Origin of the sequence: Actinacidiphila alni (genome assembly GCF_900112845.1) — a bacterium.
Taxonomy (GTDB): domain Bacteria; phylum Actinomycetota; class Actinomycetes; order Streptomycetales; family Streptomycetaceae; genus Actinacidiphila; species Actinacidiphila alni.
In genome coordinates this window covers 187,444-202,807 of record NZ_FONG01000015.1, presented here as the reverse complement: position 1 = coordinate 202,807, position 15,364 = coordinate 187,444, and the positions used below count along the sequence as shown (strand labels likewise).

Genomic DNA, 15,364 nt, shown 5'->3' with positions numbered 1-15,364 from the left:
CGACCCGTTCGCGCGCCCGACTCAGGATGGTGAAGGGTGTTCACACTTCCGTTGGAGGACGAGCCTCCCCTTGCCGGCGTCACGGCATCCGACGTCACGGCATCCGGCGTCCGCGAGAGTGCCGCCGTGGCCCGGCCCGCCCCTGCCGGCCAGGGGTGGTGGCGGGACGCGGTGGTCTACCAGATCTACGTCCGCAGCTTCCTGGACAGCACAGGCGACGGCATCGGCGATCTGGCCGGCGTCCGGATCGGTCTGCCGTACCTGCGCAAGCTGGGCGTGGACGGCATCTGGCTGAGCCCGTTCTACCCCTCGCCGCAGCACGACCACGGCTACGACGTCGCCGACTACCGCGCCGTCGACCCCGTGTACGGAGACCTCCAGGAGTTCGACCTGCTGGTGTCCGACGCGCACCGGCTCGGTCTGAAGACCGTCATCGACATCGTCCCCAACCACTGCTCCAGCGCGCACCCCTGGTTCGCCGAGGCGCTCGCGGCGGCCCCCGGCAGCCCGGCTCGGGCGCGCTTCCACTTCGAGGACGGCCGCGGCGAGCACGGCGAACTGCCGCCGAACAACTGGCGGGCGATGTTCGGCGGGCACGCCTGGTCGCGGATCACCGAGCCGGACGGCCGTCCCGGGCAGTGGTACCTGCACCTGTTCACCCCGGAGCAGCCCGACCTGAACTGGCGCGACCCCCGGGTGGCGGCCGACTTCGACGACGTCCTGCGCTTCTGGCTGGACCGCGGCGTGGACGGCTTCCGCATCGACGTGGCCGCGGGCCTGTTCAAACACCCGTACCTGCCGGACTCCGACGATCCCGAGGCCGACGAGCGGACCCGCGACTCGGTCAACCCGCTGGCCTGGAACCAGCCGGAGGTGCACACCGTCTGGCGGCGTTGGCGCGCGGTGTGCGAGGAGTACACCGCGCGCGACGGCCAGGACCGGCTACTGGTCGGCGAGGTGTCGGTGCCCACCGCCGCGGAACAGGCCCGCTACGTACGGCAGGACGAACTCCACCAGGCGTTCTTCTTCCACCTGCTGAGCGCGCCGTGGAACGCCGACCGCTTCCGCGGGGCCATCGGCTCGGCACTGCGCGACATCGCGGGCACCGGCTCCACCGTCACCTGGGTGCTCAACAACCACGACCAGGTGCGCAGCGTCACCCGGTACGGCGGCGACTCCGGCGTGCTGGGTTCGCCACGGGCCCGCGCCGCCGCGCTGCTGATGCTCGCGCTGCCGGGCGCCGCGTACGTCTACCAGGGCGAGGAGTTGGGCCTGCCGGAGGTGCTCGACCTGCCCGACGAGGCCCTCACCGACCCGATCTTCCTGCGTACCGGCAGCCGCCGCTACGTCCGGGACGGCTGCCGGGTGCCGCTGCCGTGGTCGGGCAAGGCCTCGCCCTTCGGCTTCACCGCCGAGGGCAGCGCCGCGCGGCCCTGGCTGCCGCAACCCGCCTGGTTCGCGGAGCACACCACCGACCGCGCGCTGACCGACACCAGCTCCTTCTGGCACCTGTACCGCGACGCGCTGAGCCTGCGCAAGCAACTCCCGCAGCTCGGCGAAAGCTCGCTGCGCTGGCTGGACTCCACGCCCGACGTGCTCGCCTTCACCCGCGGCGACGGTCTGGTGGTCGCCGTCAACTTCGGTGACCACCCGGTGCCCGCTCCCGTCACCGGGCAGCCGCTGCTGTCCAGCGCCGCCTGCCCGACCGGGGTGCTTCCCGGCAACACCACCGCCTGGTGGATCGCCGACACACGCACCCTCCAGTGACCGCCGGGGCGGCGCCGTACTCCCCCGTATCCGGCGCCGCCCCGGCTTCTTTTCGCGCGGCCCCCTCATTCCCTCTCCGCCCGGCCGCCTCCGTATTTCCCCTCCTCCGGCCTTCTCCGGAACCACAGTTCTCAGCTCCGCTCCTCACACCGGCGGATCCGACGAAAGGACAGCTCGATGAAGCGCACCCTTGCCGTCACCGGCGCCACCTGCGCCCTGGCACTGGCGGTCACCGCCTGCGGCGGCGGTGGTTCGGACTCCGCCTCCTCCGCGAACCAGGAGTTGAAGGGCCAGACCGTGACCGTCGCCGGCGTCTGGACCGGCACGGAACAGGCGAACTTCAAGAAGGTGCTCGCCGCCTTCTCCGCCGCCACCGGCGCGAGGACGGAATTCGTCTCCACCGGGGACAACGTCTCCACGGTGATCGACAGCAAGGTCCAGGGCGGCGACGCCCCCGACGTGGTGATGGTGCCGCAGGTGGGCGTGCTCCAGCAGTTCGCCGCGAAGAACTACCTGGTCCCGCTCTCCGCCACGGCCCAGGCGTCGGTGACGAGCAACTACTCCGCCGCGTGGAAGAACTACGGCTCGGTCGGCGGCAAGCTCTACGGCCTGTACTACAAGGCGTCCGACAAGTCGACGGTCTGGTACAGCCCGACCGCCCTGGACACGGCGGGCGTCACCGCTCCCAAGACCTTCAAGGATCTCCTCGGCGCCGCCAAGACCGTCTCCGACTCCGGCACTCCCGCCTTCGCGGTCGCGGGTCAGGACGGATGGCCGCTCACCGACTGGTTCGAGAACGTCTACCTGTCTCAGGCCGGGCCCGACAACTACGACAAGCTCGCCCAGCACAAGATCCCGTGGACCGACCCGACCGTGGTCAAGGCCCTCACCACCCTCGGCACGGTCTTCGGCGACGACACCCTCCTCGCCGGCGGCCGCAAGGGCGCCCTCCAGACGGACCTGGCCACCTCCGTGCAGAAGGTCTTCGGCGACAAGCCCGCGGCGGGCATGACGTACGAGGGCGACTTCGTCAGCGGCATCGTCTCCGGCGACCTGCACAAGACAGTTGGGACGGACGCGAAGTTCTTCCCCTTCCCGTCGGTCGACGGCGGTCCGGCCCCCGTGGTCAGCGGCGGTGACGCGGCCGTCGTCCTCAAGGCGGGCAAGAACCAGAAGGCGGGGATGAAGCTGGTCGAGTACCTGGCGAGCCCGGAGGCCGCCACCATATGGGCCAAGCTCGGCGGCTTCCTCTCCCCCAACAAGGGCGTGGCAGCCACGTCGTACCCGGACGACACCACCCGGGCGATGGGCAAGTCGCTGGTCGACGCCGGTGACGCGGTGCGGTTCGACATGTCCGACCAGGCGCCGGCCGCCTTCGGCGGCACGCAGGGCACCGGCGAGTGGAAGATCCTCCAGGACTTCCTGCGCGACCCCTCGAACCCCAAGGCCACCGCGGCGACGCTGGAGAGCGCCGCGGCCAAGGCCTACCAGGGCTGAGGGTCCGATGTCCGCCGTCACCACCCGACGGGTGCCGTCCGCTGCGGCGGGCGGCGCCTCCCCCGGCCGGCCCGCCCGGTCCCGTCGCGCGCGCGTCACCGTCGCCGTGCTCTTCGCTCTGCCCGCGCTGCTGCTGCTCGGCGCCCTCGTGGCGTACCCGATCCTCTACTCCGTCGTCCGCAGCTTCTTCGACGCCGGCGGCCACCGTTTCGTGGGCGTCGACAACTACCACGAGCTGTTCACCGACTCCGCGACGCAGAAGGCCCTGCGCAACACGGCGGTGTGGGTACTGGTCGTGCCCGCGCTGCTCACCGGCGTGGGCCTCGTCCTGGCCGTGCTCACCGAGAAGGTGCGCTGGGCCACCGCGTTCAAGGTGCTGATCTTCATGCCGATGGCCATCTCCTTCCTGGCCGCGGGCATCACCTTCCGCCTCGTCTACGACCAGGACCCGCACCGCGGTGTGCTCAACGCGGTCGCGGTCGGCGTGCATGACACCGTCACCGACTCCTCCGCCTACCCCGGCGCCCGGCCGTCCGGCGCCAAGGCGCTGCGCGAGGACAAGGGCCACGGCTACCGGACCGTTCAGGACGTACGTCCGGGCCGGAGTGTCACCCTCGGCCTCGTCGGCATCCCCGCCGCCAAGCTTCCGTCCCGGGCGCGGCCCGCGATGGATCCCGCCGCCCACCACGCGACGCCGGGCACGGTGGACGGCGTGGTGTACCTCGACTTCGTGCCGGGCGGCGGCGGCAGGCCCGGCGTCGTCGACCCGAAGGAGTCCGGACTCCCCGGTGTCAAGGTCGAGTTGACGCGGGACGGCAGGACCGTGGCGCACACCACGACGGCGCCGGACGGCTCCTTCCGCTTCTCCGGCACCGCGCCGGGCTCGTACGGCGTACGCCTGCCCGCGGGCAACTTCGCCCAGCCCTACGGCGGGGTGACCTGGCTCGGCCCCGGGCTGATCACCCCGGCGATCATGGCCGCCTACCTGTGGATCTGGACCGGCTTCTCCATGGTGCTGATCGGCGCCGGACTGGCCGCGCTGCCGCGCGACACCCTGGAGGCGGCCCGGATGGACGGCGCGAGCGAGTTCCAGATCTTCCGCAAGGTGACCGTGCCGCAGCTGGCGCCGGTGCTGACGGTCGTCTTCGTCACTCTGGTGATCAATGTGATGAAGGTCTTCGACCTCGTCTACATCATCGCGCCGGGCCCGGTCCAGCAGGACGCCAACGTACTGGCGCTCCAGATGTGGCTGGTCTCCTTCGGCGGCGGCAACAACCAGGGGCTCGGCAGCGCCATCGGCGTCGTCCTGCTGCTGCTGGTGATGCCCGCGATGGCCTTCAACATCCGACGCTTCCGCAGGGGCAGGTCATGACCATTCAGCACACCGCGGGAACCGGCGCCGAGACGGCCGTGCCGCGCCCGCCGCGCGCGAACGGCGCCACGGGTGCGCCGGGCGCTTCCCGGAGGCCGGGGCCGTCACCGGCCGGCCGGGCCGTCGCGCTGCTGCGCGGCGGACTGGTGCAGGGCGTCCTCGTCGTCGTGGCCCTGGTCTGGCTCACGCCGACCGTGGGCCTGTTCGTCTCCTCGCTGCGGTCCTCGGACGACAACGCCGCGAGCGGCTGGTGGACGGCGTTGACCCGGCCGGGCACGCTCGGCCTCCACAGCTACCGCGCCATCCTGTCCGACAGCAGCATCACGCACGCCTTCTGGAACACGGTGCTGATCTCGGTGCCCGCGACGCTGGCGGTCGTCCTGCTGGCGGCGCTGGCGGGATACGCCTTCGCCTGGCTCGAATTCCCCGGCCGCGACTGGGTGTTCCTCGTGGTCATCGGCATGCTCGTGGTGCCTGTCCAGATCGGCCTGCTGCCGGTGGCCAAACTCTTCGGCGAGGTCGGCCTGTTCGGCACGATCCCAGGCGTCGTCCTGTTCCATGTCGCGTACGGGCTGCCGTTCGCGATCTTCCTGTTGCGCAACTACTTCGCCGAGATTCCGCGCGAAGTCCTGGAGGCGGCCAGGATGGACGGCGGCTCCGAGTGGATGATCTTCCGGCGGCTGATCATCCCGATGGGCCGGCCGGCCATCGCCAGCCTCGCCATCTTCCAGTTCCTGTGGGTCTGGAACGACATGCTGGTCGCCCTGATCTTCGCCGATGCCGGCAGCCAGCCGCTCACCGTCGCCCTCCAGTCGCAGATGCGCCAGTTCGGCTCCAACATCGACGTCCTCGCCCCGGGGGCTTTCCTCTCCCTCATCGTGCCGCTCCTCGTCTTCTTCGCCTTCCAACGGCACTTCGTGGAGGGAGTGATGGCAGGCTCCGTGAAGTGACGCGCCCCTCCCAGCGAAAGGTTCCTCCGTGCGACTGAGCGTCCTGACCACCACCGCCGCGCTGCTGACGGCCTCCTGCCTGTCGTTGACCGCGCCCGCCGCCTCCGCCCGCCCGGCGGGCCACCCGCCCGCTCACCCGCCGGCCCACGCGTGCTCCCGGTGGGCGGACATCGACGGCTTCTCCGACGCACTGGACAAAACCACGTTCCAGGGCCAGTTCGTCGGCGAACTCTCCGGCCTGACGACCGACACCGACGGCCAACTGGTCGCCGTCTCCGACCAGTCCGTTCTGTTCACCCTCAACCCCCGTACGAAGCAGCCCACTTCGGTACTGCCGCTGACCGATGCCGCCGGACAGCCCTTGGACTCCGAGGCCGTCGCCGTCGACCGCGACGGAAGCCGACTGGTGACCTCCGAGGAGGAGCCGTCCATTCAGCGCTTCACCCGCCAGGGCCAGCCCATCGGACAACTCCCCGTCCCTGAACCCCTGTTGGTGGCACCGGCCGGACGGGCCCGGCACAACGCCACCTTCGAAGGGCTGACCCTCCAGCCCGGCGGCCGCACCCTGGTCGCCACCATGGAAGGCGCCCTGAGCGGGGACGACGCCGACGTCCGCCGCGTCCAGACCTGGCAGCGGTACGGGCCGGGCTCCGCCTTCCGCCTCAGCACCCAGTACGCCTATCCCGCCGACCCGGGCCTGGACATCTCCGACGTCACAGCGGCCGGCGACGGCCGGCTCCTCGTACTGGAACGCGGCTACACCCCGGACGTCGGCAACACCGTACGGCTCTACCTCGCCGACCCCGCCCACGCCTCCGACGTGACGCGGGTGGAGAACGTGACCTCCTCGTCCGGAGTCCGGCTCGTCCGCAAGACCCTGATCGCCGACATCGCGGACTGCCCGAGCCTCGGCGCCACCACCAAACAACCCCAGCCCAACCCCCTGCTGGACAACATCGAAGGCGTCACCGTGACCGGCCGCACCCACGACGGCCGGCTCCGCCTCCTGCTGGTCAGCGACGACAACGAGAACCCCGCCCAGACCACCCGCCTCTACACCTTCACCGCCCGACTCCCCCGCCGCTAGGGGCGGTTCACGCGTCGCGCCGCCGGGGTTCTGGATGAACCCGACGGCGCGACGCGCCGTGTCTCAGCTTGTGCGTTCCAGCACTGTCACCACCACTAAGGAGTGCGATTCGTGCGGACCAGGCTGATATGGCTGGCGGTAGTCATCGGCTGTGCGGCGGCCCTGCTGCCGTTCGTCGTCTCTGCGGACTCCCCGGGCCGGGTGCTGTCCCGGCTGTCGGGCGGCCGGCTCGGATCGCAGGCGGCCGACTGGCACGACTGGAACCCCTCGCACTGGGCGCGGGAGGCACCGGACTTCAGCAATCCGGTGATCAAGGGACTGTGGGATCCGGAGCGGATGCGGAAGGCGGGCAGCGCCGACCAGCCGGTCGCGAACGACGTCGGCAAGGACGAGCCGGGCGTCTCCGACCCCGAGCCGAAGCCCAACCCGGCGCGGGCGGTGTCGGCGCCGTACCACGACAGCGCGCCCATCGTCGGCAAGCTGTTCTTCGACTCGCCCCAGGGACCGTCGGTGTGCTCCGCCACCGTGGTCACCGACCCGGCGCAGCCCGGTGCGTCCGACCTGGTCTGGACGGCCGGGCACTGCGTGCACGCCGGCGCCAAGGGCGGCTGGTTCCGCAACCTCGTCTTCGTGCCGTCCTACAACGACCGGGCACTGGAAGGCGCGGCGCGCGGCGCGGCGACCGCCGACCAGGTGGCGCCGTTCGGCGTCTGGTGGGCGGACTGGGCGCAGACCTCGCCGCAGTGGATCGCCGAGGGCGAGGAGACCGGCGGCAAGGGCTCGCCGTTCGACTTCGCGGTGCTGCACGTCCGGCGCAAGACCGGTACGGGGCCCGCCACGCTGGAGCAGACCGTCGGCGGCGCGGCCCGGGTGAACTTCTCGGCGCCCGCCACCAAGGACATCGACGCGATGAGCCTGTGGGGGTACCCGGCGGCGGCGCCCTTCGACGGTGAGCGGATGTTCACCTGCGCCGGACGCCCCGGGCGGCTGTCCATCAACTCCGCCGAGCCGTCGCTCTACCGCGTCGGGTGCACCATGACCGGCGGCTCCTCCGGCGGCGGCTGGTTCGTCCGCGCCTCCGACGGCACGAGCGTGCTGGTCAGCAACACCTCCATCGGCCCGTCGTCGCAGACCTGGCTGGCGGGCCCGCGGCTGGGCAAGGAGGCCGAGGACGTCTACTCGGCGGTGAGCGGGCGGTTCGCGTAACGCGCGGCGTTGTCGGTGAGGCGGCGGAGAACGTCGCGGATGCGGTCGCTCTCCTCGGCCGCCAGGCCCATCGCCTCGCCGACCGCCCCGGCGATCCCGTGGGTGCGGTCCCGCAGCGCGGCGCCGCACTCGGTCACGGTAACCTGCACGGCGCGCTCGTCGTCCTGCCGACGCGCACGCCGCACCAGGCCCGCCGCCTCCAGCCGCTTCAGCAGCGGCGTCACGGTGCCGTAGTCGAGGTGGAGCGCCCGGCCCATCTCCTTGACCGTGACGCCCTCCCCACCCGCGTTCCACAGCACCAGCATCACCAGATACTGCGGATAGGTGATACCCAGGCCGTCGAGGAGCGGACGGTAGACGCCGGTGACGGCGCGGGAGGCGGCGTAGAGAGCGAAGCAGATCCGGTCGTCGAGCGCGGAACCGGCGTCCCACCCGGACCGGGCGGGACGTATACGGACGGTTCGCATTCTGGCCATGGCCCCATTCCTGCCGGGAATCTGTCCGCGGTCCGCCGGCGTTCCGCCGCACCGCGCGCCGAGGGTGCGCACGTGTACCTGGTACACGGTTACCGCGCGCACGAGGCAATGGGGCAAAAAGAAGAACCGGGTCGGCGGCCCCGGTGTCCCGCCTGCCCCGCCGTCACACGTGGTAGCCCCTGGCCTCCAGCGCGACTCGCAGCGCGCGGACGGCGAAGTGGGTGCGGGACTTGACGGTGCCGCGGGGGATGCCGAGGATCTCGGCGGTCTCCGCGACGCTCCGGTCCAGGTACTGCACGTGCAGCAGGACCTCCCGGTGCTGCTGCGACAGGTCGCCCAGCGCTTCGAGGACGATCTGTTTCGTCATGAGGCGGTCGGCGGGGTCCGAGATCGACACCTCGGTCAGCTCGGACTCCGCGACTTCCTGCGGACGCGCCATCCGGGCCCGGTGGCTGTCGATGATCAGGTTCTTGATCACCCTGATCAGCCACGGCCGCATGGAGCCGATCTCGGTCACGCTCAGCGACCCGCTGTGCTTCCAGGCACGTAGCACCGCCTCCTGCACGAAGTCCTGCGCACGATGGGTGTCGCCGCCGAGCTGCCCGGTGGCGTAGCGCAGCAACGCCGTGCCGTGCCGCCCGTAGACGGCCCGGATGAACGCCTCGTCCCCGGCAGGACCGGACTCGGCATCCTCGTCGGGTGTCCCGGACGCGGGGGGTCCCTCGCGTCCGGGGCCAGGATCGGCCACTGAACGGTTGCGCCTCATCACGGAGATCTCCAGCGCGGCGGCGACTGCTGGCGCCGGCGCGTCATGACATGGACTACAGAACGCGTCCACGGTCCTGGACTCCGCTTGCTGAACGCTTGCCGTCTGATTGCGGGGCGCTGTCCCGGCGGTCGTGGGCCTTTCGCGGCGCTGTCCTGCGCGGGGTTCGCCGTCCGGGAGGGCTCGGACACGGGATGAACCCGGCGCGCGCGGCCTACGTGCTGAGAAGTGTCGGCGCCACGGGGTGCCCGCTCCACGCCTGATCATCTCCGGCGCCCGGCGTTCCCAAACACACGCGACAGCAGACGGGCGGCACAGTGAAGAACCAACGGTCCGAGGGCGCCTATCCCCATCTCGTCGTCGGCACGCACCCGGATCTCGGAGTCATAGCGATCGACAGCGGGACGAGTTCCGTCGTTCCGGCGGCCATGCGGTCCGTCGGTTTCGAGCAGAGGCTGAAATGCAGTCTGTACGTTCTGCGCGATCCGGGCGAGGACGCCGCCGAGACGGTGCGGAGCATCGCCGGACTGCTGACATCGGCCGGCTTCCGCGTCCGGGTGGGACTCCCCCTGTGAGGCCGGGCGCCGGACATCGCTCCCAGACGACGGAGGCAGCACGTGCACACACTTCATGACCCGGCCGCGGACGAACTCACCGGGGACACCTTCATCCGCGCGGCGCGGGCGGTGCTGGTGGACGCGAACAAGGTGCTCCGCGAGCGCACGGGTCTCGCCGTCAATCCCTTCATGGTGCTGCGCGCCCTCTCGGAGGCGCCGCACGGGCGCATGACCATGAATTCGCTGGCCAAGGAATCCGAGACACCGCGCTCCCGGCTCGCTCACACCGTGGCCAAGCTCCGCGGCAGCGGTCATCTCACCACCGAGGAGAACGACGGACACGACCGGCGCTTCCGGTACGCCGTCATCACCGAAAAGGGCCGCGCCACCGTGACGGAGGCGAGCGCGGTCTACGCCGAATTCCTCCGCACGCACGTCACGGCGTGCTTGAGCCCCGCGGAGGTGGACCTGCTGAGGCTGGTCAGCCGCGGCCTGAAGTCCCCGACGTCCAGCGGCCGCACCTGACGACGGCCCCGGCCGGCCGGTCCCCGGTGAACCCCACGGATCCGCGCGCCGTACATCCGGTTGAGGCACGAGACGCGCGGAGTGCGCCGTGCCGCCGCCGGCCGGGCGGTTCAAACCCCCGGTGCCGCCGGCCGGAGCAGGGCGACGGGCGGCTGCCCGGTCGGCGAGGCAGCCCCCGTCGCCCCCGGAACCCTCAGACCGCGTTGACACCCGACACCCCAGGAACCGTCATGGATTCGACCCTTTCCCTCCGTACCCGGCTCTCCCTCCAGGACAGGGACCAGCTCGCCCAGCAGGTGCGCGGACCGGTGCTGCTGCCGGACGACGAGGGGTACGCGCAGGAGTGCGCGGTGTTCAACCTCGCCACCGCGCTGAGCCCGTCGATCGTGGTGGGCGCGACCAGCGCCGCCGACGTCCAGGCCGCGGTCGCGGTCGCCGCGCGGCTGGGTCTGCCGGTCGCGGTGAAGTCGACGGGTCATCAGGTGGTGACACCGGCCCACGGCTCGCTGCTCATCACCACCCACCGGATGAACGCGGTGGCCGTGGACGCCGGCCGGCGCACCGCGCGGGTCGCGGCCGGAGCGGTCTGGCAGCAGGTGATCGACCAGGCGGTGCCGCTGGGGCTGGCCCCGGTGAGCGGTTCGATGCCCGGCGTCGGAGTGGTCGGCTACACCCTGGGCGGCGGGCTGAGCCCGGTGTTCGGCCGCAGCCACGGGTACGCAGCCGATCAGGTGCTCGCGCTGGAGATCGTCACGGCCGACGGCGAACTGCGCCGCGTCACACCCGAGTCGGACGCCGAACTCTTCCGTTCGGTGCTCGGCTGCAAGGGCAACTTCGGTGTGGTCACCGCCCTGGAGTTCGCCCTCGTGCCGCAGAACCGCTTCTACGGCGGCTGCCTGCTCTTCCCCGGCGACAACCTCGCCGACATCGTGCACCTGTGGCGGGAGTGGATCGCCGCGGCGCCCGAGGAGATGTCGTCCTCGCTCGCCGTCCAGCGTTTCCCGGACATTCCGGAGGTGCCGGAGCCCCTGCGCGGCGCCTTCGTCACCGCCGTCCGCATCGGCTACACCGGATCCGCGGAAGAGGGCGAGCGGCTGGTCGCACCGCTGCGCGCGGTCGCGCCGGTCCTGGCGGACGGTGTCGAGGAACTGTCGTACGCGGCGGCGGCCGCCATCCACCGCGACCCCGACACGCCCTTCCCGTACCACGACCGGACCCTGTCCCTCGCCTCGTTCCCCGCCGAGGCGGCCGACGCCTTCGTGACCGCCACAGGTCCCGGGTCCGACTGCCCGCTGGTCAGTGCCGAGATCCGGGCGCTGGGCGGGGCGCTGAGCAGGCCGCCCGCCGTCGACAACGTCGTGCCGGGCCGCGGCGCCGCTTTCCTGGTGTTCGCCGGCGGCGTGGGCGGTGCGGACACGGCCCCGGTGATGCGCGCCGCGCTGTCCGGCCTCGCCGACGCGCTGGAGCCGTGGGCGGACCCCAGGACGGACGCTAACTTCCTCTCCCCCGAGCAGATCGACGGGCCGGACGCGATCGAGCGCTGGTACGGGCCGGAGAACCACGCCCGGCTGGTGGCCGCGAAGAAGGTGTGGGACCCGACCAACATGTTCCGCGACAACTACAACATCGCGCCGAGCTGACCGGCCGCACGACCCGGCACCCGCACAGTCCGGCACCCGCACACCGGGCCCGTACCGAGATCCCCGCTCAGGGGCCTCGGCACGGGCCCGGTCCTTTCCATGTGCCGGCCGGCCTGCTCCGTCCGGCGTCTCAGTGTCCGCCCGGCTCCGCCGCCGAGACCGCCCCCGGCGCCCCGGCCTCGAAGCCGACGCCGCCGTACGGAAGATCCTGCGGGAGCAGCAGGGTGAGCGCGTCGATGCCGGGCGCGTCCACCGAGCCGAGCCGGCTCGCCTGCCGGGTCATCATCGACTCGACCAGTTGACGCGCCAGCCGCCCGTTGCCGAAGGACCGGGTACGCGGCAGGCCGTCCAGGTGCGCGCGCAGTGCCTGTACGGTCTCGGGCGCGCACGCGTAACCGGCCGCCGCCGTCTGTTCCGCGATGATGGCGAGGAGTTCGTCCGTGGTGTAGTCCTCGAAGGCGACGTGCCGCGAGAAGCGGGACGCCAGGCCGGGGTTGGAGTCGATGAAGCGGCGCATCTCGTCGGGGTAACCGGCCACGATGACCACGCATTCGTCCCGGTGGTCCTCCATCAGCTTCAGCAGGGTGTCCACGGCCTCGCGGCCGAAGTCCTGCGGCGAGTGGGCGGGCGTCAGCGTGTACGCCTCGTCGATGAACAGCACGCCGCCAAGGGCCCGGTTGAACGCCTCCGCGGTCAACTGGGCGGTCTGCCCGATGTACCGGCCCACCAGATCCGCGCGGGCCACCTCCACGAGATGGCCGCGCGGCAGGATGCCGAAGGAGCGCAGCAGATCGGCGTAGAGCCGGGCGACCGTGGTCTTGCCGGTGCCGGGCGGCCCGGAGAACACCAGGTGGTGGCTGACCTTGGGCACCGGCAGACCGACCGCGGCGCGCTGCCGCGAGGTGGTCAGCAGGTCCACGATGCCGCCGACCTCGCGCTTCACCGCGCCCAGGCCGATCATGCCGCGCAGCCGGGCCAGCACGTCGGAGTCGGCGGCGGCCGTGCCCTCGCCGTCGGCGCGCGCCTCGGCCGCTTCCTCCTCGCCGATGTCCTCCGGCACGATGAGCAGCAGGTCCGCCTCGCCGGCGTCCGGTTGCACGGCCAGCCGGAACGACTGCCGGTCGACGATCTCCTCGAAGGCGCGGCGCGCCGCCCGGCCGTTGCCGAAAGTGGCGTCGCGGGTCATCCGTCCGAAGTGCACTCCCAGCGCCTTCCTGGCCACCGGGTCGAGCACATAGCTGTGCGCCTCGCACATGTTCGCGGTGATGGTGACGAGTTCCTCCACCGAGTAGTTGGCGAACTCGATGGCGCGGGTGAAGCGGGACGCGAGACCGGGGTTGGCGGCGAGGAAGCCCTCCATCTCCTTGGAGTAGCCCGCCACGATGACCACCACGTCGTCACGGTGGTCCTCGACCAGTTTGACCAGGGTGTCGATGGCCTCCTGGCCGAAGTTGGCGCCCGAACCGCGGCCGTCCGACAGCAGGGTGTACGCCTCGTCGATGAACAGCACGCCGCCGAGCGCCTTGGTGAACACCTCGGTGGTCTTGATGGCGGTACCGCCGATGACCTGGGCGACCAGGTCCGACCTGGACACTTCGACGAGGTGGCCGGAGCGCAGCAGGCCGAGTTCGGCGAGGATGCTGCCGTAGAGCCGGGCGACGGTCGTCTTGCCCGTGCCGGGCGGCCCGGAGAAGACCAGATGGCGGCTCATCGGCGGTGCGGGGATGCCGAGTTGGGCACGGCGCTGGGCCAGCCGTCCGAGGTTGATCAGTGTCTTCACCTGGTGCTTGACCGCCGACAGGCCGACCAGGGAGTTGAGTTCGGCCAGCGCGCCCGTCTCCGGCTCGGCATCCGCGTCCTGTTCCGTGCCGCCGGATGCCGGAGCGTCCGCCGTCGCCTTCTCCTCCTGCGTGCTCCGTACCGTGTCGGACAGCTTGTTGTCCGCGCTGGTGAGGGCGTCCACCGTGACGTTGGGGCCCGGTTGTGAGTGCCGCAGCCCGGCGCCCTGGTTGGACCGTACGGTGCAGCCGGTGACGGTGACCGGCTCGGCGCTGTCCACCCGTATGCCGTCGCCGGTGTTGCCGCGCAGCTCACAGCCGTTGAGCGCGGCGCGGCCCCCCGCTGTCACCAGCACGCCGTGCGCGCGGGAGTCCACGACACGCACCCGGACCAGCGACAGGTCGCCGTCCGCCTTGACCATGACACCGGAACCGGCGCTGCCGGAGACCTGGCAGTCGCGCAACGACCCGCGGCCGTGCGCGCCGACGGACACGCCCGCGTCCCTGGCGCCGGCGAACACGCAATTGCGCACATGCGGATTGCCGCGGTCCTCGATGCTCAGCGCCGCGCCCGCCGCGTCGTGGACTTCGCAGTCCTCGAACCGTCCCCGGCCGTCGCCGGTGACCAGAACGCCGGGGCCGCGCGAGCCGCGGACGCGGGCCCGGCGCAGCAGCGGATTGGCCCCTGCGCTCACCCTGATGCCCGTGCCGCCCGCCCCCGTGATCTCCAACTGGTCGAATTCCGCACCGGATTCCTCGGTGAGCAGCACTCCGTCACCTTCGCTGTCCACGACGTTCGTCCCGGTGAACGACGGGGTGCTCGAATCTCCGACGTGGATCGCCGGCTGTGCGGCGGAGGCGAACACGCAGCCGGTGTAGTGGCCGCGCGACCGTCCGGTCACGAACAGGCCGCTCCCACGGGTGCGTTCGGTCCGGCAGTTCGACAGCCTCGGGTCGGACCGGCCGGCCACCACGACGGCGTGGCCGGCGATGTCGCGGACGGTGACGTCCGTCAGCTCGGTGCGGCCCGCGCTGTTGAGATAGACGCCGGTCGCACAGTCGTGGACGGAGCCGCGCTTCATGCCGACGGTGGTGTCGCCCTCCAGCGCGACCGCGGGCTTGTCGGTGGCGGAGATCTCGCAGTCCTCCACGCTGCCGCCGGACTCGCCGTTGGCGAGCAGGCCGTTGCCGCGGGCGTCGCGCAGCGTGCAGGACCGCAGCACCGCGCGGCCCCCTTCGCCGAGCACGACGGCGGAGCTGCCGAGGTGCTCGATCACACAGTCCTCGACGGCACTGGCGACCGAGCCGACCATGACGATCCCGGCGCCCTCCGGATTGGTGATCCGGCAGCCGCGCATCGCCAGCGATCCGGTGTCCCGGCTGAGCAGTGCGGTCCACCCCGTGCCGATCACTTCACAGCCGTCCAGCGCGACCTGGCCGCGCGCGGCGTCCACGACGGGTGCGTCGTCCTCGCCGCCGCTGAGCGTCAGGCCGTTCAGCATCAGGCCGTCCGCGACCAGGGTGACGGCGCTGCCCTGGAAAGGCGCGATCTCCACGCTCCCGCGCGGACCGTCGGCGACGATCGTGACCCGCGTCCTGACGACCAGCTGTTCGGCGTACCGACCGGGAAGGACGCTGATCACCGCGCCCGAGCGGGCCTGTTCCAGGGCGTCACCGATGGTCCGGTGTCCTCCGCCGCCGTCCTGCCCCACCGTCAAATGCTGGCGTGCCACGCCCGGTCCT

General features: G+C 71.6%; 12 protein-coding genes. 9 read left to right on the top strand and 3 right to left on the bottom strand.

The features are described from left to right. Window positions 1–126: 126 nt before the first annotated feature. The 6 genes from BM076_RS24020 (at window position 127) to BM076_RS23995 (ending at window position 7,879) form a co-directional block, all read left to right on the top strand. Complete coding sequence (locus BM076_RS24020) at window positions 127–1,767, top strand: glycoside hydrolase family 13 protein (RefSeq protein WP_093715778.1); 1,641 nt, start codon at window positions 127–129, stop codon at window positions 1,765–1,767. A gap of 177 nt (window positions 1,768–1,944) precedes the next feature. Next, window positions 1,945–3,264: an ABC transporter substrate-binding protein gene (locus tag BM076_RS24015; RefSeq protein ID WP_093715757.1), complete on the top strand. Its 1,320-nt coding sequence runs from the start codon at window positions 1,945–1,947 to the stop codon at window positions 3,262–3,264. Window positions 3,265–3,271: 7 nt separating this feature from the next. After that, a complete protein-coding gene (locus tag BM076_RS24010) occupies window positions 3,272–4,636 on the top strand; it encodes an ABC transporter permease (protein ID WP_093715756.1) in 1,365 nt (454 codons plus the stop codon). Continuing rightward, complete coding sequence (locus tag BM076_RS24005; RefSeq protein ID WP_093715755.1) at window positions 4,633–5,586, top strand: carbohydrate ABC transporter permease; 954 nt, start codon at window positions 4,633–4,635, stop codon at window positions 5,584–5,586. Before BM076_RS24010 ends, BM076_RS24005 begins: the two co-directional genes overlap by 4 nt. A 28-nt stretch (window positions 5,587–5,614) precedes the next feature. Continuing rightward, the gene (locus BM076_RS24000) at window positions 5,615–6,673 is read left to right on the top strand and encodes an esterase-like activity of phytase family protein (RefSeq protein WP_093715754.1); all 1,059 of its coding nucleotides are present in this window, start codon (window positions 5,615–5,617) and stop codon (window positions 6,671–6,673) included. A 111-nt stretch (window positions 6,674–6,784) separates the two neighbouring features. Beyond that, window positions 6,785–7,879: a trypsin-like serine peptidase gene (locus BM076_RS23995; protein ID WP_093715753.1), complete on the top strand. Its 1,095-nt coding sequence runs from the start codon at window positions 6,785–6,787 to the stop codon at window positions 7,877–7,879. On the opposite strand, the gene BM076_RS23990 is transcribed toward BM076_RS23995, so the two are convergent. Further along, entirely contained in the window at window positions 7,849–8,355 is a 507-nt protein-coding gene (locus BM076_RS23990) for a MarR family winged helix-turn-helix transcriptional regulator (RefSeq protein ID WP_322936186.1), read from the bottom strand. The two genes, BM076_RS23995 and BM076_RS23990, sit on opposite strands and share 31 nt — an antisense overlap. Window positions 8,356–8,518: 163 nt before the next feature. Beyond that, window positions 8,519–9,121, bottom strand: a complete 603-nt coding sequence (locus tag BM076_RS23985) for a sigma-70 family RNA polymerase sigma factor (protein WP_093715751.1) — start codon at window positions 9,119–9,121, stop codon at window positions 8,519–8,521. 317 nt (window positions 9,122–9,438) lie between these two features. Between BM076_RS23985 and BM076_RS23980 the strand changes: the two genes are divergently transcribed. The 3 genes from BM076_RS23980 to BM076_RS23970 all read left to right on the top strand — a co-directional run bounded on the left by BM076_RS23980 (window position 9,439) and on the right by BM076_RS23970 (window position 11,843). Continuing rightward, window positions 9,439–9,696, top strand: a complete 258-nt coding sequence (locus BM076_RS23980) for a hypothetical protein (RefSeq protein ID WP_093715750.1) — start codon at window positions 9,439–9,441, stop codon at window positions 9,694–9,696. A 42-nt stretch (window positions 9,697–9,738) separates the two neighbouring features. Next, on the top strand, window positions 9,739–10,203 hold the full coding sequence (locus tag BM076_RS23975; RefSeq protein ID WP_093715749.1) for a MarR family winged helix-turn-helix transcriptional regulator: 465 nt from the start codon (window positions 9,739–9,741) through the stop codon (window positions 10,201–10,203). 230 nt (window positions 10,204–10,433) lie between these two features. Beyond that, window positions 10,434–11,843: an FAD-binding oxidoreductase gene (locus BM076_RS23970; RefSeq protein WP_093715748.1), complete on the top strand. Its 1,410-nt coding sequence runs from the start codon at window positions 10,434–10,436 to the stop codon at window positions 11,841–11,843. A gap of 130 nt (window positions 11,844–11,973) precedes the next feature. Here BM076_RS23970 and BM076_RS23965 read toward each other — a convergent pair whose 3' ends face one another. After that, the gene (locus BM076_RS23965; RefSeq protein WP_093715747.1) at window positions 11,974–15,354 is read right to left on the bottom strand and encodes a right-handed parallel beta-helix repeat-containing protein; all 3,381 of its coding nucleotides are present in this window, start codon (window positions 15,352–15,354) and stop codon (window positions 11,974–11,976) included. Between the last annotated feature and the right edge of the window lie 10 nt (window positions 15,355–15,364).

Coding starts and splice junctions, on each gene's coding strand:
- BM076_RS23990 (WP_322936186.1), bottom strand. CDS start 8,355: ATGGCCAGAATGCGAACCGTCCGTATACGTCCCGCCCGGTCCGGGTGG.
- BM076_RS24005 (WP_093715755.1), top strand. CDS start 4,633: ATGACCATTCAGCACACCGCGGGAACCGGCGCCGAGACGGCCGTGCCG.
- BM076_RS24010 (WP_093715756.1), top strand. CDS start 3,272: ATGTCCGCCGTCACCACCCGACGGGTGCCGTCCGCTGCGGCGGGCGGC.
- BM076_RS24015 (WP_093715757.1), top strand. CDS start 1,945: ATGAAGCGCACCCTTGCCGTCACCGGCGCCACCTGCGCCCTGGCACTG.
- BM076_RS23970 (WP_093715748.1), top strand. CDS start 10,434: ATGGATTCGACCCTTTCCCTCCGTACCCGGCTCTCCCTCCAGGACAGG.
- BM076_RS23985 (WP_093715751.1), bottom strand. CDS start 9,121: ATGAGGCGCAACCGTTCAGTGGCCGATCCTGGCCCCGGACGCGAGGGA.